A 17,573-nucleotide genomic window follows, 5' to 3' on the forward strand; every position below is an offset into this window, starting at 1 on the left:
CAGTCGAAGATACCAGCTGGCTGCAACTGTTTATTAAAAACACAGCACTGTGCAAACACGAAAGTGGACGTATACGGTGTGACGCCTGCCCGGTGCCGGAAGGTTAATTGATGGGGTTAAGCGCAAGCTGAAGCTCTTGATCGAAGCCCCGGTAAACGGCGGCCGTAACTATAACGGTCCTAAGGTAGCGAAATTCCTTGTCGGGTAAGTTCCGACCTGCACGAATGGCGTAATGATGGCCAGGCTGTCTCCACCCGAGACTCAGTGAAATTGAAATCGCTGTGAAGATGCAGTGTACCCGCGGCAAGACGGAAAGACCCCGTGAACCTTTACTACAGCTTGACACTGAACACTGAGCCTTGATGTGTAGGATAGGTGGGAGGCTTTGAAGCGTGGACGCCAGTCTGCGTGGAGCCATCCTTGAAATACCACCCTTTAATGTTTGGTGTTCTAACGTAGGCCCGTAATCCGGGCTGCGGACAGTGTCTGGTGGGTAGTTTGACTGGGGCGGTCTCCTCCTAAAGAGTAACGGAGGAGCACGAAGGTTGGCTAATCCTGGTCGGACATCAGGAGGTTAGTGCAATGGCATAAGCCAGCTTGACTGCGAGAGTGACGGCTCGAGCAGGTGCGAAAGCAGGTCATAGTGATCCGGTGGTTCTGAATGGAAGGGCCATCGCTCAACGGATAAAAGGTACTCCGGGGATAACAGGCTGATACCGCCCAAGAGTTCATATCGACGGCGGTGTTTGGCACCTCGATGTCGGCTCATCACATCCTGGGGCTGAAGTAGGTCCCAAGGGTACGGCTGTTCGCCGTTTAAAGTGGTACGCGAGCTGGGTTTAGAACGTCGTGAGACAGTTCGGTCCCTATCTGCCGTGGGCGCTGGAGAATTGAGGGGGGTTGCTCCTAGTACGAGAGGACCGGAGTGAACGCACCGCTGGTGTCCGGGTTGTCACGCCAGTGGCACTGCCCGGTAGCTAAGTGCGGAAAAGATAAGTGCTGAAAGCATCTAAGCACGAAACTTGCCCCGAGATGAGTTCTCCCTGACCCTTTAAGGGTCCTGAAGGGACGTTGAAGACGACGACGTTGATAGGCCGGGTGTGTAAGCGCAGCGATGCGTTGAGCTTACCGGTACTAATGACCCGTGAGGCTTAACCTTACAACGCCAGAGGCGTTTTGGTTGAGAGACGACTTAAATTTTCAGCATTGTTTACCGGAAAAATTTGCGGAAACGACAGATTTTGCGGCATGAGAAGGCGCAGAGCGATGACGTCAGCGGGAGCATACTGAAGTATGTGACCGGTGCGGCAGAGCGAATGCAACGCGTTCATGGCGTAAAAGAGTCGTTTCGGGCACAAAGAATTTGCCTGGCGGCTGTAGCGCGGTGGTCCCACCTGACCCCATGCCGAACTCAGAAGTGAAACGCCGTAGCGCCGATGGTAGTGTGGGGTCTCCCCATGCGAGAGTAGGGAACTGCCAGGCATCAAACAAGTGAAGAAGCCCTGAACGAAAGTTCAGGGCTTTTTTACGTCCGTAACCTGCGGAAAACGGGGCGTCAGGACGGTTATGCTGCGCGGCCGGGACTGCGCGAGCGCCGTCCGCGTCATTCAAACCGCCGGCCGGGATAAAACGGCGCGTGAGAAAGCCGGAGGGCGTGCCGCACCTGGCGTCATATACCTGCGGCCCTGACCGAAGACGGCGAACCGCCTGATCATCCGGATACAACAAACGCCGCGAATGCCTGCCCGCACCCGCCAAATTCCCTCTGTGTTTTAGATCCAGCACAGCGCCGCCCTGCATTAACTCGCAACAGCAATAAAGGTCGTGAATGGTTGTCGACTAAACGGCAGGATGAGTAAAGGTCGCCAGCGCTATCCGGCTCAAGCCAGACAGGCTCCAGCTATATTTGCGTTTATTGGCAGATGGGGCTTTTGGAAAGACGCGCTTCAGAACCCTTTCCAATGTTGAAATCTGTGCGGCGGTATTACTGGCAGACTTAATGATAAAATACCTAAAAAAGGCCAACTGCTTTATAAAACGGATATCCGTTATATAAAAACAGCCGGCCCTTTTGCTTATTTAGCGCTGGCATTATTTGTATAATTCAGCCGTTACATGGGCGTAATTATTCGTGTCTGCACTGATAACTTTAAAATGGTCACCTTGTTGTTTAGCCTGTCGGGCGATTTTAGAAACCGCGCCATCCAGCGTTAATGAGGTGGCAGAGACAGTTTGTGCGAAACAACCAAAAGACATCAGTGAAAAGGTTACAGCAGCCGCAGCTGACGTTACTTTATTGATTTTCATAACATTACCCCTTGATTCCGGTTGATGAAGGAGTCTGTATGGCTCCGTTAAAATCAAGTTAGCAAAATGTATGCAGTCTAAAATTAACGCCGTGTGCTCTAATTAATATCAAGCTGATAGCATTATTGTCAGAGTGTAAAAGAGAATATCAGTGAGTTAAATGTGTAGGGATTTAATACTGAAATTATAGAATTACACAGATGAGGTGTAATTTCCGCCCGACTTTTTTAGTTAATAGGCGAATAATAAGTAATAGCCCTCCGACGCCAGGCAGATAAAGGCGTTGTCTAAAAACCTCAAAACTCTCCTGCCAGTTTTATGCAACTCACACAACGATTCTGTCTGGCCTTCAATCGTACCGGGTCAAACTGTTATCTGAATTGGGTACGAGAATGCCGTTCATCATGATCCTTCCAAGGTCATAAGTATGTCTCAATGTCCGCCGCCAGTATGATCCAGGCAAAAGGCTCAGCCTGGCCCGTAAAATCACTTAGGCTGAACAGGCTTGCTCCTCTCCTACTCTTGCCTCAATCCTCAATCCTCAATCCTCAATCCTCAATCCGCTAATTCCCGATGAGCTTAATGGCCGCAGGCGAGCCGTTCGCTACTTTTCCATTGCGACACGTGCCAGGCGTTGAGCATCAACAGGCTACCTTGCCGCAGATAAGCGCTATATAATCCATTGCATTACGCTTTGGAGACGCTTCATTGAAAACAATACTGACTCGCCTGGTCCTTGCTGGCCTGCTGACGTTGACCGCCTCAAACAGCTACGCCAGTCGTGTTGTGACCGATCAAATTGGCCGTACCGTCACGATTCCAGATCAGGTTAATCGCGTGGTCGTGCTTCAGCATCAAACGCTCAATCTCCTCGTGCAGTTAAATGCGACAGATAAAATCGTGGGAATTCTCGCTAACTGGAAACAGCAGCTCGGGGACGATTATGCAACCCTGGTGCCTGAACTGACGCATAAAGCGCTGCTAGGTGATTTGACCCACGTGGATTTGGAAAAACTGGTCGCGCTGCATCCACAGGTGGTATTTGTTACCAACTATGCGCCGAAAGAGATGATTGACCAAATCTCTGCGCTGGGCATTCCGGTGTTGGCAATATCGTTGCGTCACGATGATGCCGGGCAGCAGGGTGAGATTAACCCCAATATGCAAAACGAAGATCAGGCGTACGATCTGGGTATCAAAAGGCATTACGCTGATTGGTGAGGTGGTGAACAGGCAGCAACAGGCCAGAGCATTACTTTCAGCGGCATTTGCCGGTCGAAAGATAGTGACTGACCGTCTCAAAAACAGACCTGAACAGCAGCGTGTCCGCGCTTATATGGCCAATCCCGATCTCACTACCTATGGCGCAGGGAAATATACCGGCCTGATGATGGCTCATGCAGGTGCTCTCAACGTTGCAGCCTCGACCATTCAGGGCTTCAGGCAGGTCAGTATGGAACAGGTGGTAGTATGGAATCCGCAGGTGATTTTCGTTCAGCATCGTTATCCACAGGTGGTACAGGAGATTCAGCAAAATCCGCTTTGGCGAACCATTGATGCAGTGAAACATCATCAGGTATGGCTAATGCCTGAGTATGCCAAGGCATGGGGTTATCCGATGCCGGAAGCGATAGGTTTAGGCGAACTGTGGATGGCGAAGAAGCTCTATCCTGATAAATTTCGCGACATTGATATGCAGCAGCAGGCTGACCGCTGGTATCACCGTTTTTACCGGACCTCGTACCATGAAAACGTTACACGTTCTGGCAGCAGGTAGCCTGCGTGATGTGTGGAAGGCGCTAATCGCAACCTTTAACATCCAGTCCGGCTTAATGGCAGACACGCAGTATGGCCCTGCCGGTTTACTGCGCCAGCGTATTGAGCAGGGTGACGTGTGCGACCTGTTTGTTTCGGCCAACCTGCAGCATCCTGCCAGGTTGCTGTTGCAAGGCCTTGCACAAGATACCGGTCATTTTACAAATAATACGCTCTGCCTGACGGTGAAACGTGATTGTGTCCGAGCCGGGGACGACTGGCTGTCGCTGCTGCGGCGTAATGATTTACGGCTGGCGATCTCAACCCCACATTGTGATCCCTCCGGTGATTATGCCTGGCAGCTGTTCGACAATATTGAACAGCGCCATACCGGTTGCGGCGATTTTCTCAGGCGAAGAGCAATCGCGATGGTGGGGGGCCCGGACAGCTTGCCGGTTCCAGATGGCGAACTGGCGGCAAAGTGGTTAATCGATACAGGACGTGCTGACCTTTTTATTGGCTACGCCAGCTATGCGTCCCGCCTGAACCCTCATTCACAATGCCTTGTCCTGACTATCCCTCCCGATTACAACGTGCAGGCGAAGTATGGCTGGGCCACGCTGTCAGCTGCCGCCAGGCCGCTTGCCGCCTTCCTGCGCTCCGACGAGGCGCAACGTATTTTGCGGCAGCACGGTTTTCTGCCCCTCGGTTTTAAAATGCCTCTTTAATTTCTGTTCGCCTCAAACCCTGTGCTGAAGGGAAGGCCTCCCCGCGCCTTGAAACTTTTTCACCTGTCGATATGCAGGCTCGACATTTAGCGTTTAACTGGTTATCTTTGGCTGTCTGGATGTCTAAACGTATATATGGTTATGAGAGGTGATTAAGCCATGCCAATCAGGGTCCCCGATGAATTACCGGCAGTAAATTTTTTACGTAACGAAAACGTCTTCGTGATGACGTCGTCACGTGCCAGTGTTCAGGAGATCCGTCCGCTTAAAGTGCTGGTTCTTAATCTGATGCCGAAAAAAATTGAGACTGAAAATCAGTTTCTGCGGTTGCTCTCAAACTCTCCGTTACAGATTGATATTCAACTGCTGCGTATCGACAGCCGGGAATCGCGCAATACACCCAGCGATCATCTCAACAATTTCTACTGTAACTTTAACGATATCCAGCACGATAACTACGACGGCTTAATCGTTACAGGTGCGCCGCTCGGGCTGGTCGAATTTAACGATGTGGCGTACTGGCCGCAGATAAAACAGGTTCTGGAATGGGCTAAAAACCATGTCACCTCAACCCTGTTTGTCTGTTGGGCGGTGCAGGCGGCATTAAACATTTTATACGGCATTCCTAAACAAACCCGGCAGACTAAACTGGCAGGCGTCTTTGAACATCAGATACTGCATCCCCACTCGTTACTGACCCGGGGTTTTGATGATAATTTTCTGGCACCTCATTCCCGTTATGCCGATTTCCCTACCCAGTTAATCACGGATTACACTGACCTCGAATTATTTGCTGAATCGGAACAAACCGGTGCCTACCTTATGGCGAGCAAAGACAAAAGGCTGGCGTTTGTGACCGGGCACCCGGAGTACGATGCACTGACGCTGGCGGGAGAGTTTCAACGCGACTATGAAGCCGGGCTGAATCCTGAAGTACCCTATAACTATTTCCCACAGGATAATCCCCAGCTTACACCGCGCGCCACCTGGCGTAGCCATGGAAACCTGCTGTTTTCAAACTGGCTGAATTATTACGTCTACCAGATTACGCCGTTTGATCTGCGCCATATGAATCCCACGCTGGAATAATTCTTTTTTAGCTACAACTGAACCGTGTTAGCCGCTGGCAGCACGGTTTTTTTTCGTCTGTAAAACGTGAGTGAAAAGTATTACCTGTTAAAAAATAAAATAAATCATTTATTAATCATGATGATAAGTTGTTTGTTTATTAAAAATGGAAATAGTTTTTGATTTTAAAATTAAAATGAATATGCTCTGATCCTGTAGCTCAATAATTACCCTATATGCGGATCACCCGTTTTGATCCGCCAGAAAACAGGAGAGAGCAAACATGACAGACTCCGTTATCAACAGTGAATTACTGTTCAGCAAGCCCTTTAATGATGCTGAAAAACAGCTTCTTACCGCAGATGCCATCGTTTTCTTACAGGCGCTGGTGACGCGTTTTGCGCCACAGCGTGAGGCGCTGTTAACCGCACGTCAGGTAAGGCAGAAGCAGTATGATTCCGGCCAGCTACCGGGTTTCGATATGGAAACTGTTTCCATAAGAGAACGTGAATGGACCATTCGCGGCATCCCGATCGATTTACAGGATCGTCGAGTGGAGATCACCGGCCCGCCCGATCGCAAAATGGTGATTAACGCCCTGAATGCCAACGTAAACGTGTTTATGGCAGATTTTGAGGACTCTCTGGCACCCACCTGGGAAAAACTGATTGATGGGCAGCAAACCCTACGCGAAGCCGTTGCCGGCACGCTGCGTTATACCAGCGATAACGGCAAAATCTATCAGCTACGAGCCGATCCTGCGGTATTGATGTGTCGGGTTCGTGGCCTGCATCTGTCTGAAAAACATGTTAGCTGGCAGGGCAATGCGATTCCCGGCGGTCTGTTTGACTTCGCACTCTACTTTTTTCATAACGTCAAAGCCTTACTGGCAAAAGGCAGTGGCCCCTATTTTTACCTGCCAAAAACCGAGAGCTGGCAGGAGGTAGCATGGTGGCGGGACATTTTCAGCTTTGCCGAGGATCGTTTTGATCTGGCGCGCGGTACCATCAAAGCCACCGTGTTGATCGAAACGCTACCGGCTGTTTTCCAGATGGATGAGATCCTGTGGAATCTGCGGGATCATATCGTTGGACTGAACTGCGGCCGCTGGGATTATATTTTCAGCTATATCAAAACGCTGCGCGAACATGCGGATCGGGTTCTGCCCGATCGCCAGTCTGTAACCATGGCTCAGCCATTTCTGGATGCTTACTCACGATTACTGATCCGAACCTGTCATCGACGTGGCGCTTTCGCCATGGGCGGCATGTCAGCGCTCATTCCCAGCAAAGACAGCGCGCGAAATGAATGGGTACTGCAGCGCGTTACAGAAGATAAACAGCGTGAAGCCAACAACGGACATGACGGCACCTGGATTGCGCATCCCGGCCTGGCAGACACGGCGATGTCAGTGTTCAACCATGTACTGGGTGAACGCCCCAATCAGCTCAACATTCTGCGGCAGGATGACAGTCCGATAACGGCTGAACAGCTTCTGGCACCCTGTGAAGGCGATCGAACGGAAGCGGGCATGCGCGCCAATATTCGGGTGGCGTTGCAGTATCTGGAAGCCTGGATTAGCGGCAATGGTTGTGTCCCCATTGATGGCCTGATGGAAGATGCCGCAACCGCAGAAATTGCCCGTACCTCTATCTGGCAATGGATACGCCACCATAAATCCCTGCAGGATGGACAGCCGGTGACGGCAGAACTGTTTCAGCAGCTACTGAATGATGAGTTGCAAACGTTACAGATGCATCTGGGTGATAAGTCTTTCAGTTCAGGTCGTTATGAGGAAGCGGCGCGCTTGATGGCGCAGATCACAACCCAGGACGAACTGGTTTCTTTTCTTACTCTGCCAGGCTACCGCCTGCTTCCCTGACTCAAGGAGCCGTTGCCATGACACGTACTCAACACATCCAGCAACTCGAAAAATACTGGCAGGACACGCGCTGGCAGGGCATTACCCGCCCCTACAGCGCAGAAGAAGTCGTTAATCTACGCGGTTCGGTACTGCCAGCCTGCACTCTGGCAGAGCGCGGGGCGGTGAAACTCTGGTCGCTGCTCAACGGTGATGCCAGAAAAGGCTATATCAACAGCCTAGGGGCACTCACAGGCGGTCAGGCGTTGCAACAGGCAAAAGCCGGTATAGAAGCGATATACCTCTCTGGCTGGCAGGTCGCTGCTGATGCCAACGTGGCAGGGCAGATGTATCCCGATCAGTCGCTCTATCCGGTCAACTCTGTGCCTGAGGTGGTCACCCGCATTAACCAGACGTTCCAGCGCGCCGACCAGATTCAGTGGGCCAACGGTATCGAACCGGGAGACAGCCGCTTTGTCGACTATTTCCTGCCCATCGTGGCCGATGCAGAAGCCGGTTTTGGTGGCGTGCTGAATGCGTTTGAGTTGATGAAGTCGATGATCAGCGCAGGCGCGGCGGCCGTGCACTTTGAGGACCAACTGGCGGCCGTGAAGAAATGCGGTCATATGGGCGGAAAGGTGTTGGTGCCAACCCAGGAAGCCGTGCAGAAACTGGTGGCGGCGCGCCTGGCCGCCGATGTGATGGGCGTGCCCACTATTCTGCTGGCGCGCACCGATGCGGATGCCGCCGATCTGATTACCTCTGACTGTGATGAATACGATCGGCCGTTTATCCGCGGCGACCGCACGGCGGAAGGTTTTTTCCGTACCAACGCCGGTATTGAGCAGGCCATAAGCCGGGGGCTGGCTTATGCCCCTTATGCCGATGTCTTGTGGTGCGAAACCGCCACGCCAGATTTGGCAATGGCCCAGCGTTTTGCCGATGCCATCCACGCCCGCTATCCAGGCAAGCTACTGGCTTACAACTGTTCGCCCTCGTTTAACTGGAAAAAGAATCTCGATGATAAAACCATCGCAGCTTTTCAGCAGGCGCTCAGTGACATGGGTTATCGCTTCCAGTTCATTACGCTGGCCGGTATTCACAGCATGTGGTTCAACATGTTCGATCTTGCGCACGCTTATGCCCAGGGCGAAGGCATGCGTCACTATGTGGAAAAAGTACAGCAGCCGGAGTTTGCTGCCCGCGAACGGGGTTACAGCTTTTCCTCGCATCAGCAAGAGGTTGGTACCGGCTATTTCGATCGGGTGACCACTACGATTCAGGGCGGTAAGTCGTCGGTGACGGCCCTGACAGGCTCCACCGAGGAGCACCAGTTTTGAGTTGAGTCTGTGTCTTTCCCGCCCGGTATTAACGGGCGGGCTTTTTCAGGAGGGAATCATGCCGCCACGCGAATCACTGATTGCGCATACCATTCTGCAGGGGTTCGACGCGCAGTATGGCCGTTTTCTCGACATTACTGCGGGCGCACAACAGCGTTTTGAACAGGCCGAATGGCAAGCGGTACAGCAGGCGATGAAGGCGCGTATTCATCTTTATGATCATCACGTAGCTCTGGTCGCCGATCAGCTACGGGCACTGAACGGGGCGGCACACTGGGACGATGCATTTTGGCTGGCGATCAAAAGCCATTATGAAACCTTGTTACCCGACTATCCGCGCTATGAAATTGCCGAGAGCTTCTTTAATTCGGTTTACTGCCGGTTGCATGGACATCACGCGCTGCAGCCGGAACGTCTGTTCATTTTCAGCTCACAGCCGGCCTCGGCACCAACGCACTCTGCGCGCCCGCTGGCGCGAACCTATCTGCCACATCAGGGCTGGCAAGTGCTGCTCGATCAGGTACTGCGCGACGTGCCGTTAACGTTGCCATGGCAGGATCGGGAGCGCGATGAAGCGTGGATTTTACGGCATTTGCATGAGCAATTTTCCGCATCTCAGTTGGATAACGGCTGGCTGGACGTTTGCAGTGAACTGTTTTTCCGTAATAAAACGGCCTGGATTGTTGCCCGGCTGCATCTGCCAGACGGTATTTTCCCCTGTCTGTTGCCGATTCAACGAAGCGATAAGGGCGAGCTGTGGATTGATACTTGCCTGACGGACGTGAACGATGCCAGCATCGTGTTTGGCTTTGCCCGCGCCTATTTTATGGTTTACGCACCGCTACCTGCGGCGCTGGTGGCCTGGCTCAAGCCCATATTGCCAGGGAAAACGCTGGCAGAACGTTACATGGCCATCGGTTGCCAGAAGCATGGCAAGACGGAAAGCTACCGGGAATATCTGCAGGCGCTGGCGCAATCCGACGCCGCGTTTGAGATTGCACCGGGCATACGTGGCATGGTGATGCTGGTCTTCACATTACCGGGCTTTGACCGGGTATTTAAAGTCATCAAAGATCGGTTTGCCCCGCAAAAAGAGGTCACCGAAATGCAGGTGAGGGCCTGCTATCAACAGGTCAAAGAGCATGACCGTGTGGGACGCATGGCCGATACACAGGCTTTCGAACAGTTTGCGCTGCCGCTCGCGCGCATTGCGCCGGCGCTGCTGCTGGAGTTCCAACAGACGATTTCCGGGAAACTACGCATCGAAGGCGATCGCCTGATCATCAGTCATCTCTGGCTGGAGCGCCGTATGCAGCCGCTTAATCTCTATCTGGCGCAGGCCAGTGAAAGCCAGCGCCAGCATGCCATTGAAGAGTACGGCAATGCGATCAAGCAGCTGGCTGCCGCCAACATTTTCCCCGGCGATATGCTGTTTAAAAACTTTGGTATCACCCGACATGGGCGCGTCGTGTTTTATGATTATGATGAAATTCGGCCTATGCACGAACTCACTTTTCGCGATGTGCCACAGGCGCGTTATGAAGAAGATGAACTCTGTGCAGAACCCTGGTACAGCGTGGGGCCGGATGACGTTTTCCCTGAAACCTTCCGTTATGCATTATGCAGCGAGCCAGCGACAGGTGCGCTGCTACAAAAGCGGCATCCGGAAATTTTTGAGGCGGGCTGGTGGCGGGCGCAACAGCAGCGTATCGCCCAGGGACATATTGAGGATGTGATGGCCTGGCAACATGCTCAGCGTTTCAGCATCCGTTACGGCAGCGCGTTGCCGCCCGGTGCGCCTGCCGTGACAGGCGTTCAGGCGTCAGTATTTGCCAGCGGCCATGAGTCAAACAGGTAACCATCAAAGTCGAGGTCATCCACATTGGAAAACTCCAGCAGGCGCTGTTTAACATTTTCCAGATGTTGCCACATTGCCCGCTTGGCAGCGCGAGCATCTTTTTTGATGAGTGCAGCAAGAATTTGCCGGTGATCCACTAACCATGCTTTGCGATAAAGCGTATCACCAAGGTGGCTATGCAATTGAATCCACATGGGATTATTTTCACGCCACTGCCATGACTGACGAAACAGTTCGACCAGCATGCTGTTATGCGTCGCTTCGGCGATGGCAAGATGGAAATGCATGTCACCGCTCTCTGAGTTTTCCAGCGAGCAGGAGACCAGTTCGCGCTCTTCTAACAGCAGGGCCTGGCGCATCTTGATGATATCCTGGCGGGTGGCCTGAAGTGCAGCAAACTCGGCGATATTACTTTCCAGCAGCTGCCGTGCCTGGAGCTGCTCAAACGGGCCCGCATCATTGCAAAAGCCGGTGTTCACATTGTTCATGTGCAGCGGCGTTTGGGACTCAACGACGTAAATACCCGCACCGCGTCTGACTTCAATCAGCCCCTCTATTTCCAGCATAATTAAGGCTTCGCGCACCACGGTCCGGCTGACGTCAAGCCTCTCAGCCATTTCGCGCTCTGGCGGCAAACGCTGACCACAGCGGTAAGGGGTTTCCAGAACAAGCTGCCGAATTTTTGCAGCCACCTGCTGATAGGGCCTCTGTTGAGAGGCAGATTTCATGATGATGCTCCTGTCGGACACGCGCTACCGGCAAAAACTATACCACCTAAATCCTGCGGCAACAGGGTTCTACGCACGACAGGATAAACAGGTCAACCAGATGGGTAGGGGATTTATTCTTTGCGTAACAAGTATTTAAATAATCATTAAAAAGCGGCGCTAACAAGTGCCGCTTTTGAAACATCTTTGTGACGTGCAAGGGGAAACGGTCACTTAAGCATAAAGTCGTATTGTATGCCGGCTTTCACATCCCAGTAATAGAGTGTGTCACCCAGTGCGCTGCCAGGCCGTTTCTCTCTGGCGCGGTCAGCCGCCACATACATGTTGAGGCCTTTGAACGATCCCTCTGTGACGTTGTACATCACGCCGCCCATCAGCCCCAGCCCTTTGATCCTGGTATGGCGCTGCTTGTCTTCATAACCTCGGGTGATCACCGGCCCCAGCATCACACCGAGGTTCTGGTTAAAGAAATATTGCCCGCCAAGCTGAACCGACAGCATGTTTTCTTTATTGCGATCGATACTCAGTGAATCGGGATAACCGATGTCGGTATAAATAATGCGACCATCAATGTCATGCGTCAGTTTACCGATAGCGCCAAACAGGCGCGCATTGTCAAACGAGTAGGTTAAACGACCTGAAACCAGCGCGGTGTCATGATGGTAGCTGAGGGGTTTACTCATTCCCTCAACCTGACCGTAAAACCCCATCAACTCCCATTTCAGCGAGCGATTGTCATCAAAGGTGTGGGTTTTTACGAAAATGCTTTGGATCTGCGTTGAAACATCTGGCTGGTAAGAGGCACCAACCGAATAGCGTGAAGAGGCATCGTGCCAGGAACCGGCCAGATAAGTGCGCGCCCGACGGGGATAATAGTTGCCCGTTGCGGTGTCAATCACCCCTTCATCACGTACACCGGTAGCCGAATCAACATAGTAAAAGGCGCGCTTACGCCACATTGACCACAACGTCAGGTTTTCTGTTGCCTCAAAGCGGGCCAGCACACCTTCAGAAAGGGTCTGTATCGTGCGCGACGAATTATCGGCAATCAATGGGATGCGGTACGGCAAACTACCGTAACCATAGTCAGTCCCAAATCGGCCCAGGGTTAAGTAAAGATTATCAGCGGGTTTAAGTTTGAGTGCGCCGATAGCCACACCAAAACTGTCGTGCCCGTCCAGATAGTAGCGCGTGCTCCAGCTGTCTTTGGCGCCCAGCTTGTAAACATAGTACGCACCTGCGCTAACGCCGATAAAGTCAGCGTAGTAGCGGGTATTCACGTCAATAAGTCCGCCTTGCACCCAGGCGTAAATATCACGCCCCGTGCCAGCACTGGGCTTATCTGCCCGTCTAAAATCATTTTTTAAACGAATTCTTAAACTGTCTTCATTGTCATTAATGGCGGCGGCGTACGGCAGCGCGGGGCAAAGCAGCAACGCGATAGCCATGTAGCGAAAAAAGTGTGTTTTCATAAAGGAACCCATAGCGTATTTATTATTTTTTTCATGACATTCAGGCGAAAGCAGAGTGGGCTGCTATCCGGTTGGATAAGCCATGCGTAACGGGCAACCCACTGCAAAACAGGCCTGGCTGAATTAAGGACGCGCGTTATTCTCCTGCTGCCACACCTGCTCATAGTCATAGCCGGTCAGGGCCTTCACCACGACTTTAGTCTCGGGTGTACAGTCGGCTTTATTCCCGCCCGCCTTCAGACGATCAATTTCTTTCACCAGAACCCGATGTGTTTCGCGGGTGAGCTTAAATTTGAAGGTCATATATAAGCTGATGAGTAATAAACCGCCGGTGCCAAAGACCAGCAGGCCGGTAATCGCATTCAGAGCACTTTCAGGCTGGATTAGCTGGCCTTTAACGAAATTACTGTGTTCCAGTACGGTACCGACCGCCATAATGGCGATGGCGACGGTACTTTTACGCATCAGCGTCATGACACCGGCAAAAACACCTTCACGCCGCTGACGCGTGACCATTTCATCCACATCAGGAATAAAGCTGTAAATATTCCAGGGGATAAAATAAAGTCCCGCGCGACCAAAGCCCAACAGAACAAAGACCAGTGTGGTCAGCCACCATGAAGAAACCGCGCTATGGCCGATATACATTAAAATGAGATAGCCCAGTACAACAAAAACACACAGATAAGAAATGCGCATGGCAAGCGCGGGCCGGATATTCAGCTTGTCCAGCATAAACATAAAAAGCAGGGTTGCGGGAATGGAAACGGAGGTAGCAATCGAAAGGTAGGCGGAAGCGTTTGCCGCATCCAGGTTCAGACCATAAACCACGAAATAAACAAAAACCGCAATGAAAATATCCAGTGCCGTGAATGATGAAATATAGATAATCAGGTGCTGTCTGAATATTTTTATCTTGAACGTCGTGGCCAGCTCGATGAACATATTTTTCAGGTGGGCTAAAAGCCCCATACCCGGCCCAGAGTTGAGCCGCTCAAACGCTTCGGGATTCATATCTTTTGATTCCCAGGTACAGTACCAGGTGATCAGCACCACAATAAAAAACAGACCTGAAAACAGGATGCCGGTATAGGTAAAGGTCAGCGCTGAATCCTGGCCCAAATACTGGATCATAATGCCCGGTACTGAGGCGGTGAGAAACACACCCACCTGCGAAAACGTCAGACGGACTGCCGCCATCCGGGTTCGCTCACCAAAATCATTGGTCATCTCTGCCGCCAGGGTTTCCCAGGGCACCAGCACCATAGCCACCAGTAACTCGACGGCGAGATAGGTGCCAAGATAGTACCAGTAGCCCATGTCACTGACCCAGACCAGCGCATAGATAAACATCATCGGGGCGCTGATCAGCAGAAAGAAGCGGCGTCGGCCAAAACGTTTACCCAATCGGGTGCTGCCAAATTTATCGGTGATATAGCCCATTATTGGGCTGAGAATGGCGTCAATGATGCGGGCAATAGCAAAAATCGAGCTCGCCTCCAGCATGGAAAGTCCACAAAACGTCGTATAGAAAAACAGTAGCCATGTACCGATTAGCGCCATGGAACCGCCGCCAAAAATATCGGTAATGCCATAGCCTATTGCGGTGCCCGTCCCCACCTTCCTGCGTGGCGGTATTGTTGTTGTCATCATGGTTTTCCCTTGATTAACTCAGTGTGACAGTCATAAAACATCTTCCGGTGGTTATGCGTTCGTGAAGATGAAGAAATATTTTCTGTTTGGTTTTTAATTAGATAAATAGTTATGTTTAATCGGAGTTTTGTTTAAATGATGATCCTCCTTTGTTGTTTTTATTATTTTCTGATCTGGCTGTTTTAAATAAGTAAAGCAAGCTGTGTATTAATGTTTGGTTTATTTTGGTTGACCAGTATTAAGCGCGGTAGAGATAAGAAGTCAGTTTGTTTTTATTGTTTTTCAGTCTGTTTTTATAAAAGTGGTGCGAGGGAATAGTAATCACTCTGCTCTTTTAAAAAAAAGAGGTTGATCACAAATCCCCTGGATGTCCATCAGTTAGACTTAAATTCAATTTTTGGTTGACCAATTAAATAAGTGAGGTGTTTTTTGCGACAGGCGGATGTTATTTAGTGTGTTTATTATTTGGAGTGATTGTTAAGTAGGATGGTTAATAAAATATATATAAAGTGAATTTAATGCGTAATGCAAAGAATGCATAACGATAATGCCTTTCATTTTTCCAATTTATTCAAGGAATCGATAATGCTTTATTTTACATCAGGACTGGTTAAATCCTCTGCGAAGCTTGAAGCCGCAATAGATGCAGCTATTGATTATGCAATAGATATACAGCGTGTTGTTGGGTGCACGGTGATGGTGGCAAAAGCGGGTGAATTAATTTATCAGCGGGCGGCAGGGCTGGCTGACAGAGAGCAAAAGAAAAGCATGACGCCGGACGCCATTTTCCGCCTTGCCTCGCTGACTAAGCCCATAGTGAGCCTGACGGCAATGCGCCTGATTGAACAAGGCGACATGCGTCTTGATGACGATATTACCCGCTGGCTTCCCGATTTTCGTCCCTGTCTGGAAGACGGTCAGCCTGCGACTATCCTGGTGCGGCACCTTCTGAGCCACACCTCCGGTTTACGCTACCGCTATTCCGCTCCGGCGGATTCTCTTTACCACACGCTGAATGTGTCTGACGGGATCGATTACCAACCGGGATTGACCCTCGAGGAGAATCTGCAGCGCCTTGCAGGCACCCGGTTACAGTTCAGGCCCGGAACCGGCTGGCGTTATTCTCTGGGCATTGATGTCCTGGGCGAAATCATGGTGCGGGCGACGGGAAAAAGCTTACCGGAGCTGGTGAGTCATCACGTAACAACCCCACTCGGGATGAAAGATACGCTGTTTACCGTCAGGGACAGGGAGCGTTTAACCACGGTGTATACCGACGACAGTCCGGCGCCCACGGCGATGAGTGATAACCAGCGGATACCTTTCGGTGAAGGTGCCGCTATTTTCTGCCCTGATCGTATTCTTAAACCCGACGCCTGGCCCTGCGGTGGGGGTGGCATGGCAGGGACGGCACCAGACTTTATGCAATTGCTGGAGACCCTCCGGCGGCAGGGATCGCCACTCATCTCACAAGACAGTTTTGACTATATGACGCAGGAACAGGTGGCGGCGAAATATGCGACCCAGGGGCCAGGATGGGGATTTGGCGTGGGATGGGCATTGCTGGTGGACCCTGATGCGGCCAGATCGCCTCAGTCAGCAGGTACGCTCTCGTGGAGTGGTGCTTACGGCCACACCTGGTTCGTCGATCGCAAAAACGAATTGTGCGTGGTCGCCATGACAAACACGACACCGGAAGGGGTCAATGGTCAGTTCCCCATCATGCTGCGCGATGCCGTGTATAAAGGGTTACAGGCGCGGTGACGGGAAGGCGCTGACGGCTGGCGCCTCTTTTTGAGGCGCTGGCCAGCCCACAGGTTGGCTCGGGTACAGGCTGTTGCTGATAAAGACCGTGGTTTATAACGTATGAGGGCGGCTGCGCCAGTGCTATCGGGCGGTCAGCCGTGACTTAGCGACCACTGTAGGCCAGCGTCACCTGACGCGCTTCACGGATGACCAGCGCACCCAGTTCGGTAATGCGATCGTCAGTCATGCGGGCGATAGGGCCTGAAATCGAAAGTGCAGCGAAAGGTTCGCCATGTTCGTCATAAAGAGGGGCAGCCACACAACGCAAACCGAGGGCATGTTCTTCATCATCGAAAGAAAACCCCCGCGTGCGAATCTGGGCCAGGTTCGTTTTCAGGCTTTGTGGCGACATCAGTGTCTTTGGCGTGTAGTAATGTAAGCCTTTCTGATGCAGCAGCGCGGTGACCTGTTCGTCGCTGAGATGGGCCAGAAAAGCTTTACCGGCTCCTGATGCATGCATCGGCAGTTTACCGCCGATCGGCGCGGACATGCGCATCAGTTGCGTGCACTGCACCTGATCGATAATAACGGCCTGAAAATCGCTAAGATCCAGCACCGCCAGGTTGACTGTTTCACCGGAATGCTCCATCAGCGTGCGTAGCACCGGGTGGACCAACGCCAGCAGGTTCCGGCTCTGCAAAAAACTGCTGCCGATGACAAATGCCTGTGCGCCAATGGTCCAGTAGCCCAAATCGCCTTCCTGCCGCACGAAACCCTGCTGTTGCATCGTGGTCAGCAAGCGGTGGGTAGTGGAATTAGGCAGGCCCGCCTGCTGTGCCAGTTCGGTCAGGGCTACGCTGCCATGTGAATTGGCGATTAACGCCAACAGCGTTAATCCCCGGGTCAGTGACTGAACCTGACCGCCCACGGGCGCTGAAGGGGCAGGGGTGCCACGGGGTTTTTTACCGCGCTTTGCGGGGACAGGCGTTGCCATATTGTCTCTCCTTTTCACATAGTGGAAACCATTTTCGTTTTAATCTCATCAATTGCAAACGCT

11 protein-coding genes, 2 rRNA genes and 1 pseudogene are annotated in these 17,573 nt (G+C 51.9%); 9 read left to right on the plus strand and 5 right to left on the minus strand.

The window, feature by feature from the left end; all coding sequences use genetic code 11:
- Both NR177_RS00005 and rrf read left to right on the plus strand, forming a co-directional pair.
- Positions 1 to 1,159 (plus strand): 23S ribosomal RNA (locus NR177_RS00005); the annotation flags it as partial.
- A gap of 207 nt (positions 1,160 to 1,366) precedes the next feature.
- Positions 1,367 to 1,482: ribosomal RNA gene (gene rrf, locus NR177_RS00010) — 5S ribosomal RNA — on the plus strand.
- Positions 1,483 to 2,091: 609 nt separating this feature from the next.
- Here rrf and NR177_RS00015 read toward each other — a convergent pair.
- Positions 2,092 to 2,307: a DUF1471 domain-containing protein gene (locus NR177_RS00015; RefSeq protein ID WP_256852023.1), complete on the minus strand. Its 216-nt coding sequence runs from the start codon at positions 2,305 to 2,307 to the stop codon at positions 2,092 to 2,094.
- A gap of 708 nt (positions 2,308 to 3,015) precedes the next feature.
- On the opposite strand from NR177_RS00015, the pseudogene NR177_RS00020 reads away from it, so the two are divergent.
- The 6 genes and pseudogenes from NR177_RS00020 (at position 3,016) to aceK (ending at position 10,917) form a co-directional block, all read left to right on the plus strand.
- Positions 3,016 to 4,084 (plus strand): annotated as a pseudogene (locus NR177_RS00020) (ABC transporter substrate-binding protein).
- Positions 4,053 to 4,790 carry a substrate-binding domain-containing protein gene (locus tag NR177_RS00025; protein ID WP_256852024.1) on the plus strand — a complete coding sequence of 246 codons (738 nt, stop codon included), beginning with the start codon at positions 4,053 to 4,055 and terminating at the stop codon, positions 4,788 to 4,790. The pseudogene NR177_RS00020 and the gene NR177_RS00025 overlap by 32 nt, the downstream one beginning before the upstream one ends.
- 159 nt (positions 4,791 to 4,949) lie before the next feature.
- Positions 4,950 to 5,879: a homoserine O-succinyltransferase gene (gene metA / locus NR177_RS00030; RefSeq protein ID WP_063877959.1), complete on the plus strand. Its 930-nt coding sequence runs from the start codon at positions 4,950 to 4,952 to the stop codon at positions 5,877 to 5,879.
- A 262-nt stretch (positions 5,880 to 6,141) separates the two neighbouring features.
- Positions 6,142 to 7,740 carry a malate synthase A gene (aceB, locus tag NR177_RS00035; RefSeq protein WP_256852025.1) on the plus strand — a complete coding sequence of 533 codons (1,599 nt, stop codon included), beginning with the start codon at positions 6,142 to 6,144 and terminating at the stop codon, positions 7,738 to 7,740.
- A 17-nt stretch (positions 7,741 to 7,757) separates the two neighbouring features.
- Positions 7,758 to 9,059 (plus strand): isocitrate lyase, encoded by a 1,302-nt coding sequence (aceA, locus tag NR177_RS00040; protein WP_063877961.1) that lies wholly within the window; start codon positions 7,758 to 7,760, stop codon positions 9,057 to 9,059.
- 58 nt (positions 9,060 to 9,117) lie between these two features.
- Positions 9,118 to 10,917 (plus strand): bifunctional isocitrate dehydrogenase kinase/phosphatase, encoded by a 1,800-nt coding sequence (aceK, locus tag NR177_RS00045; protein ID WP_096010479.1) that lies wholly within the window; start codon positions 9,118 to 9,120, stop codon positions 10,915 to 10,917.
- Here aceK and uxuR read toward each other — a convergent pair.
- From uxuR to NR177_RS00060, 3 genes are all read right to left on the minus strand, one after another.
- Complete coding sequence (gene uxuR / locus NR177_RS00050) at positions 10,875 to 11,645, minus strand: Uxu operon transcriptional regulator (protein ID WP_063877963.1); 771 nt, start codon at positions 11,643 to 11,645, stop codon at positions 10,875 to 10,877. The genes aceK and uxuR overlap by 43 nt on opposite strands.
- 209 nt (positions 11,646 to 11,854) lie before the next feature.
- On the minus strand, positions 11,855 to 13,117 hold the full coding sequence (gene uidC, locus NR177_RS00055) for a glucuronide uptake porin UidC (protein WP_256852026.1): 1,263 nt from the start codon (positions 13,115 to 13,117) through the stop codon (positions 11,855 to 11,857).
- Between the two features lie 123 nt (positions 13,118 to 13,240).
- A complete protein-coding gene (locus NR177_RS00060) occupies positions 13,241 to 14,770 on the minus strand; it encodes an MFS transporter (protein ID WP_145394200.1) in 1,530 nt (509 codons plus the stop codon).
- A gap of 585 nt (positions 14,771 to 15,355) precedes the next feature.
- Between NR177_RS00060 and NR177_RS00065 the strand changes: the two genes are divergently transcribed.
- Positions 15,356 to 16,534, plus strand: a complete 1,179-nt coding sequence (locus tag NR177_RS00065) for a serine hydrolase (protein WP_256852027.1) — start codon at positions 15,356 to 15,358, stop codon at positions 16,532 to 16,534.
- Positions 16,535 to 16,679: 145 nt separating this feature from the next.
- Here the strand turns inward: NR177_RS00065 and iclR are convergent, their stop codons facing one another.
- Complete coding sequence (gene iclR, locus NR177_RS00070) at positions 16,680 to 17,510, minus strand: glyoxylate bypass operon transcriptional repressor IclR (RefSeq protein WP_063877967.1); 831 nt, start codon at positions 17,508 to 17,510, stop codon at positions 16,680 to 16,682.
- Between the last annotated feature and the right edge of the window lie 63 nt (positions 17,511 to 17,573).

Origin of the sequence: Pantoea sp. Fr+CA_20, assembly GCF_024520835.1 — a bacterium.
Classification (GTDB): Bacteria; Pseudomonadota; Gammaproteobacteria; order Enterobacterales; family Enterobacteriaceae; genus Pantoea; species Pantoea allii.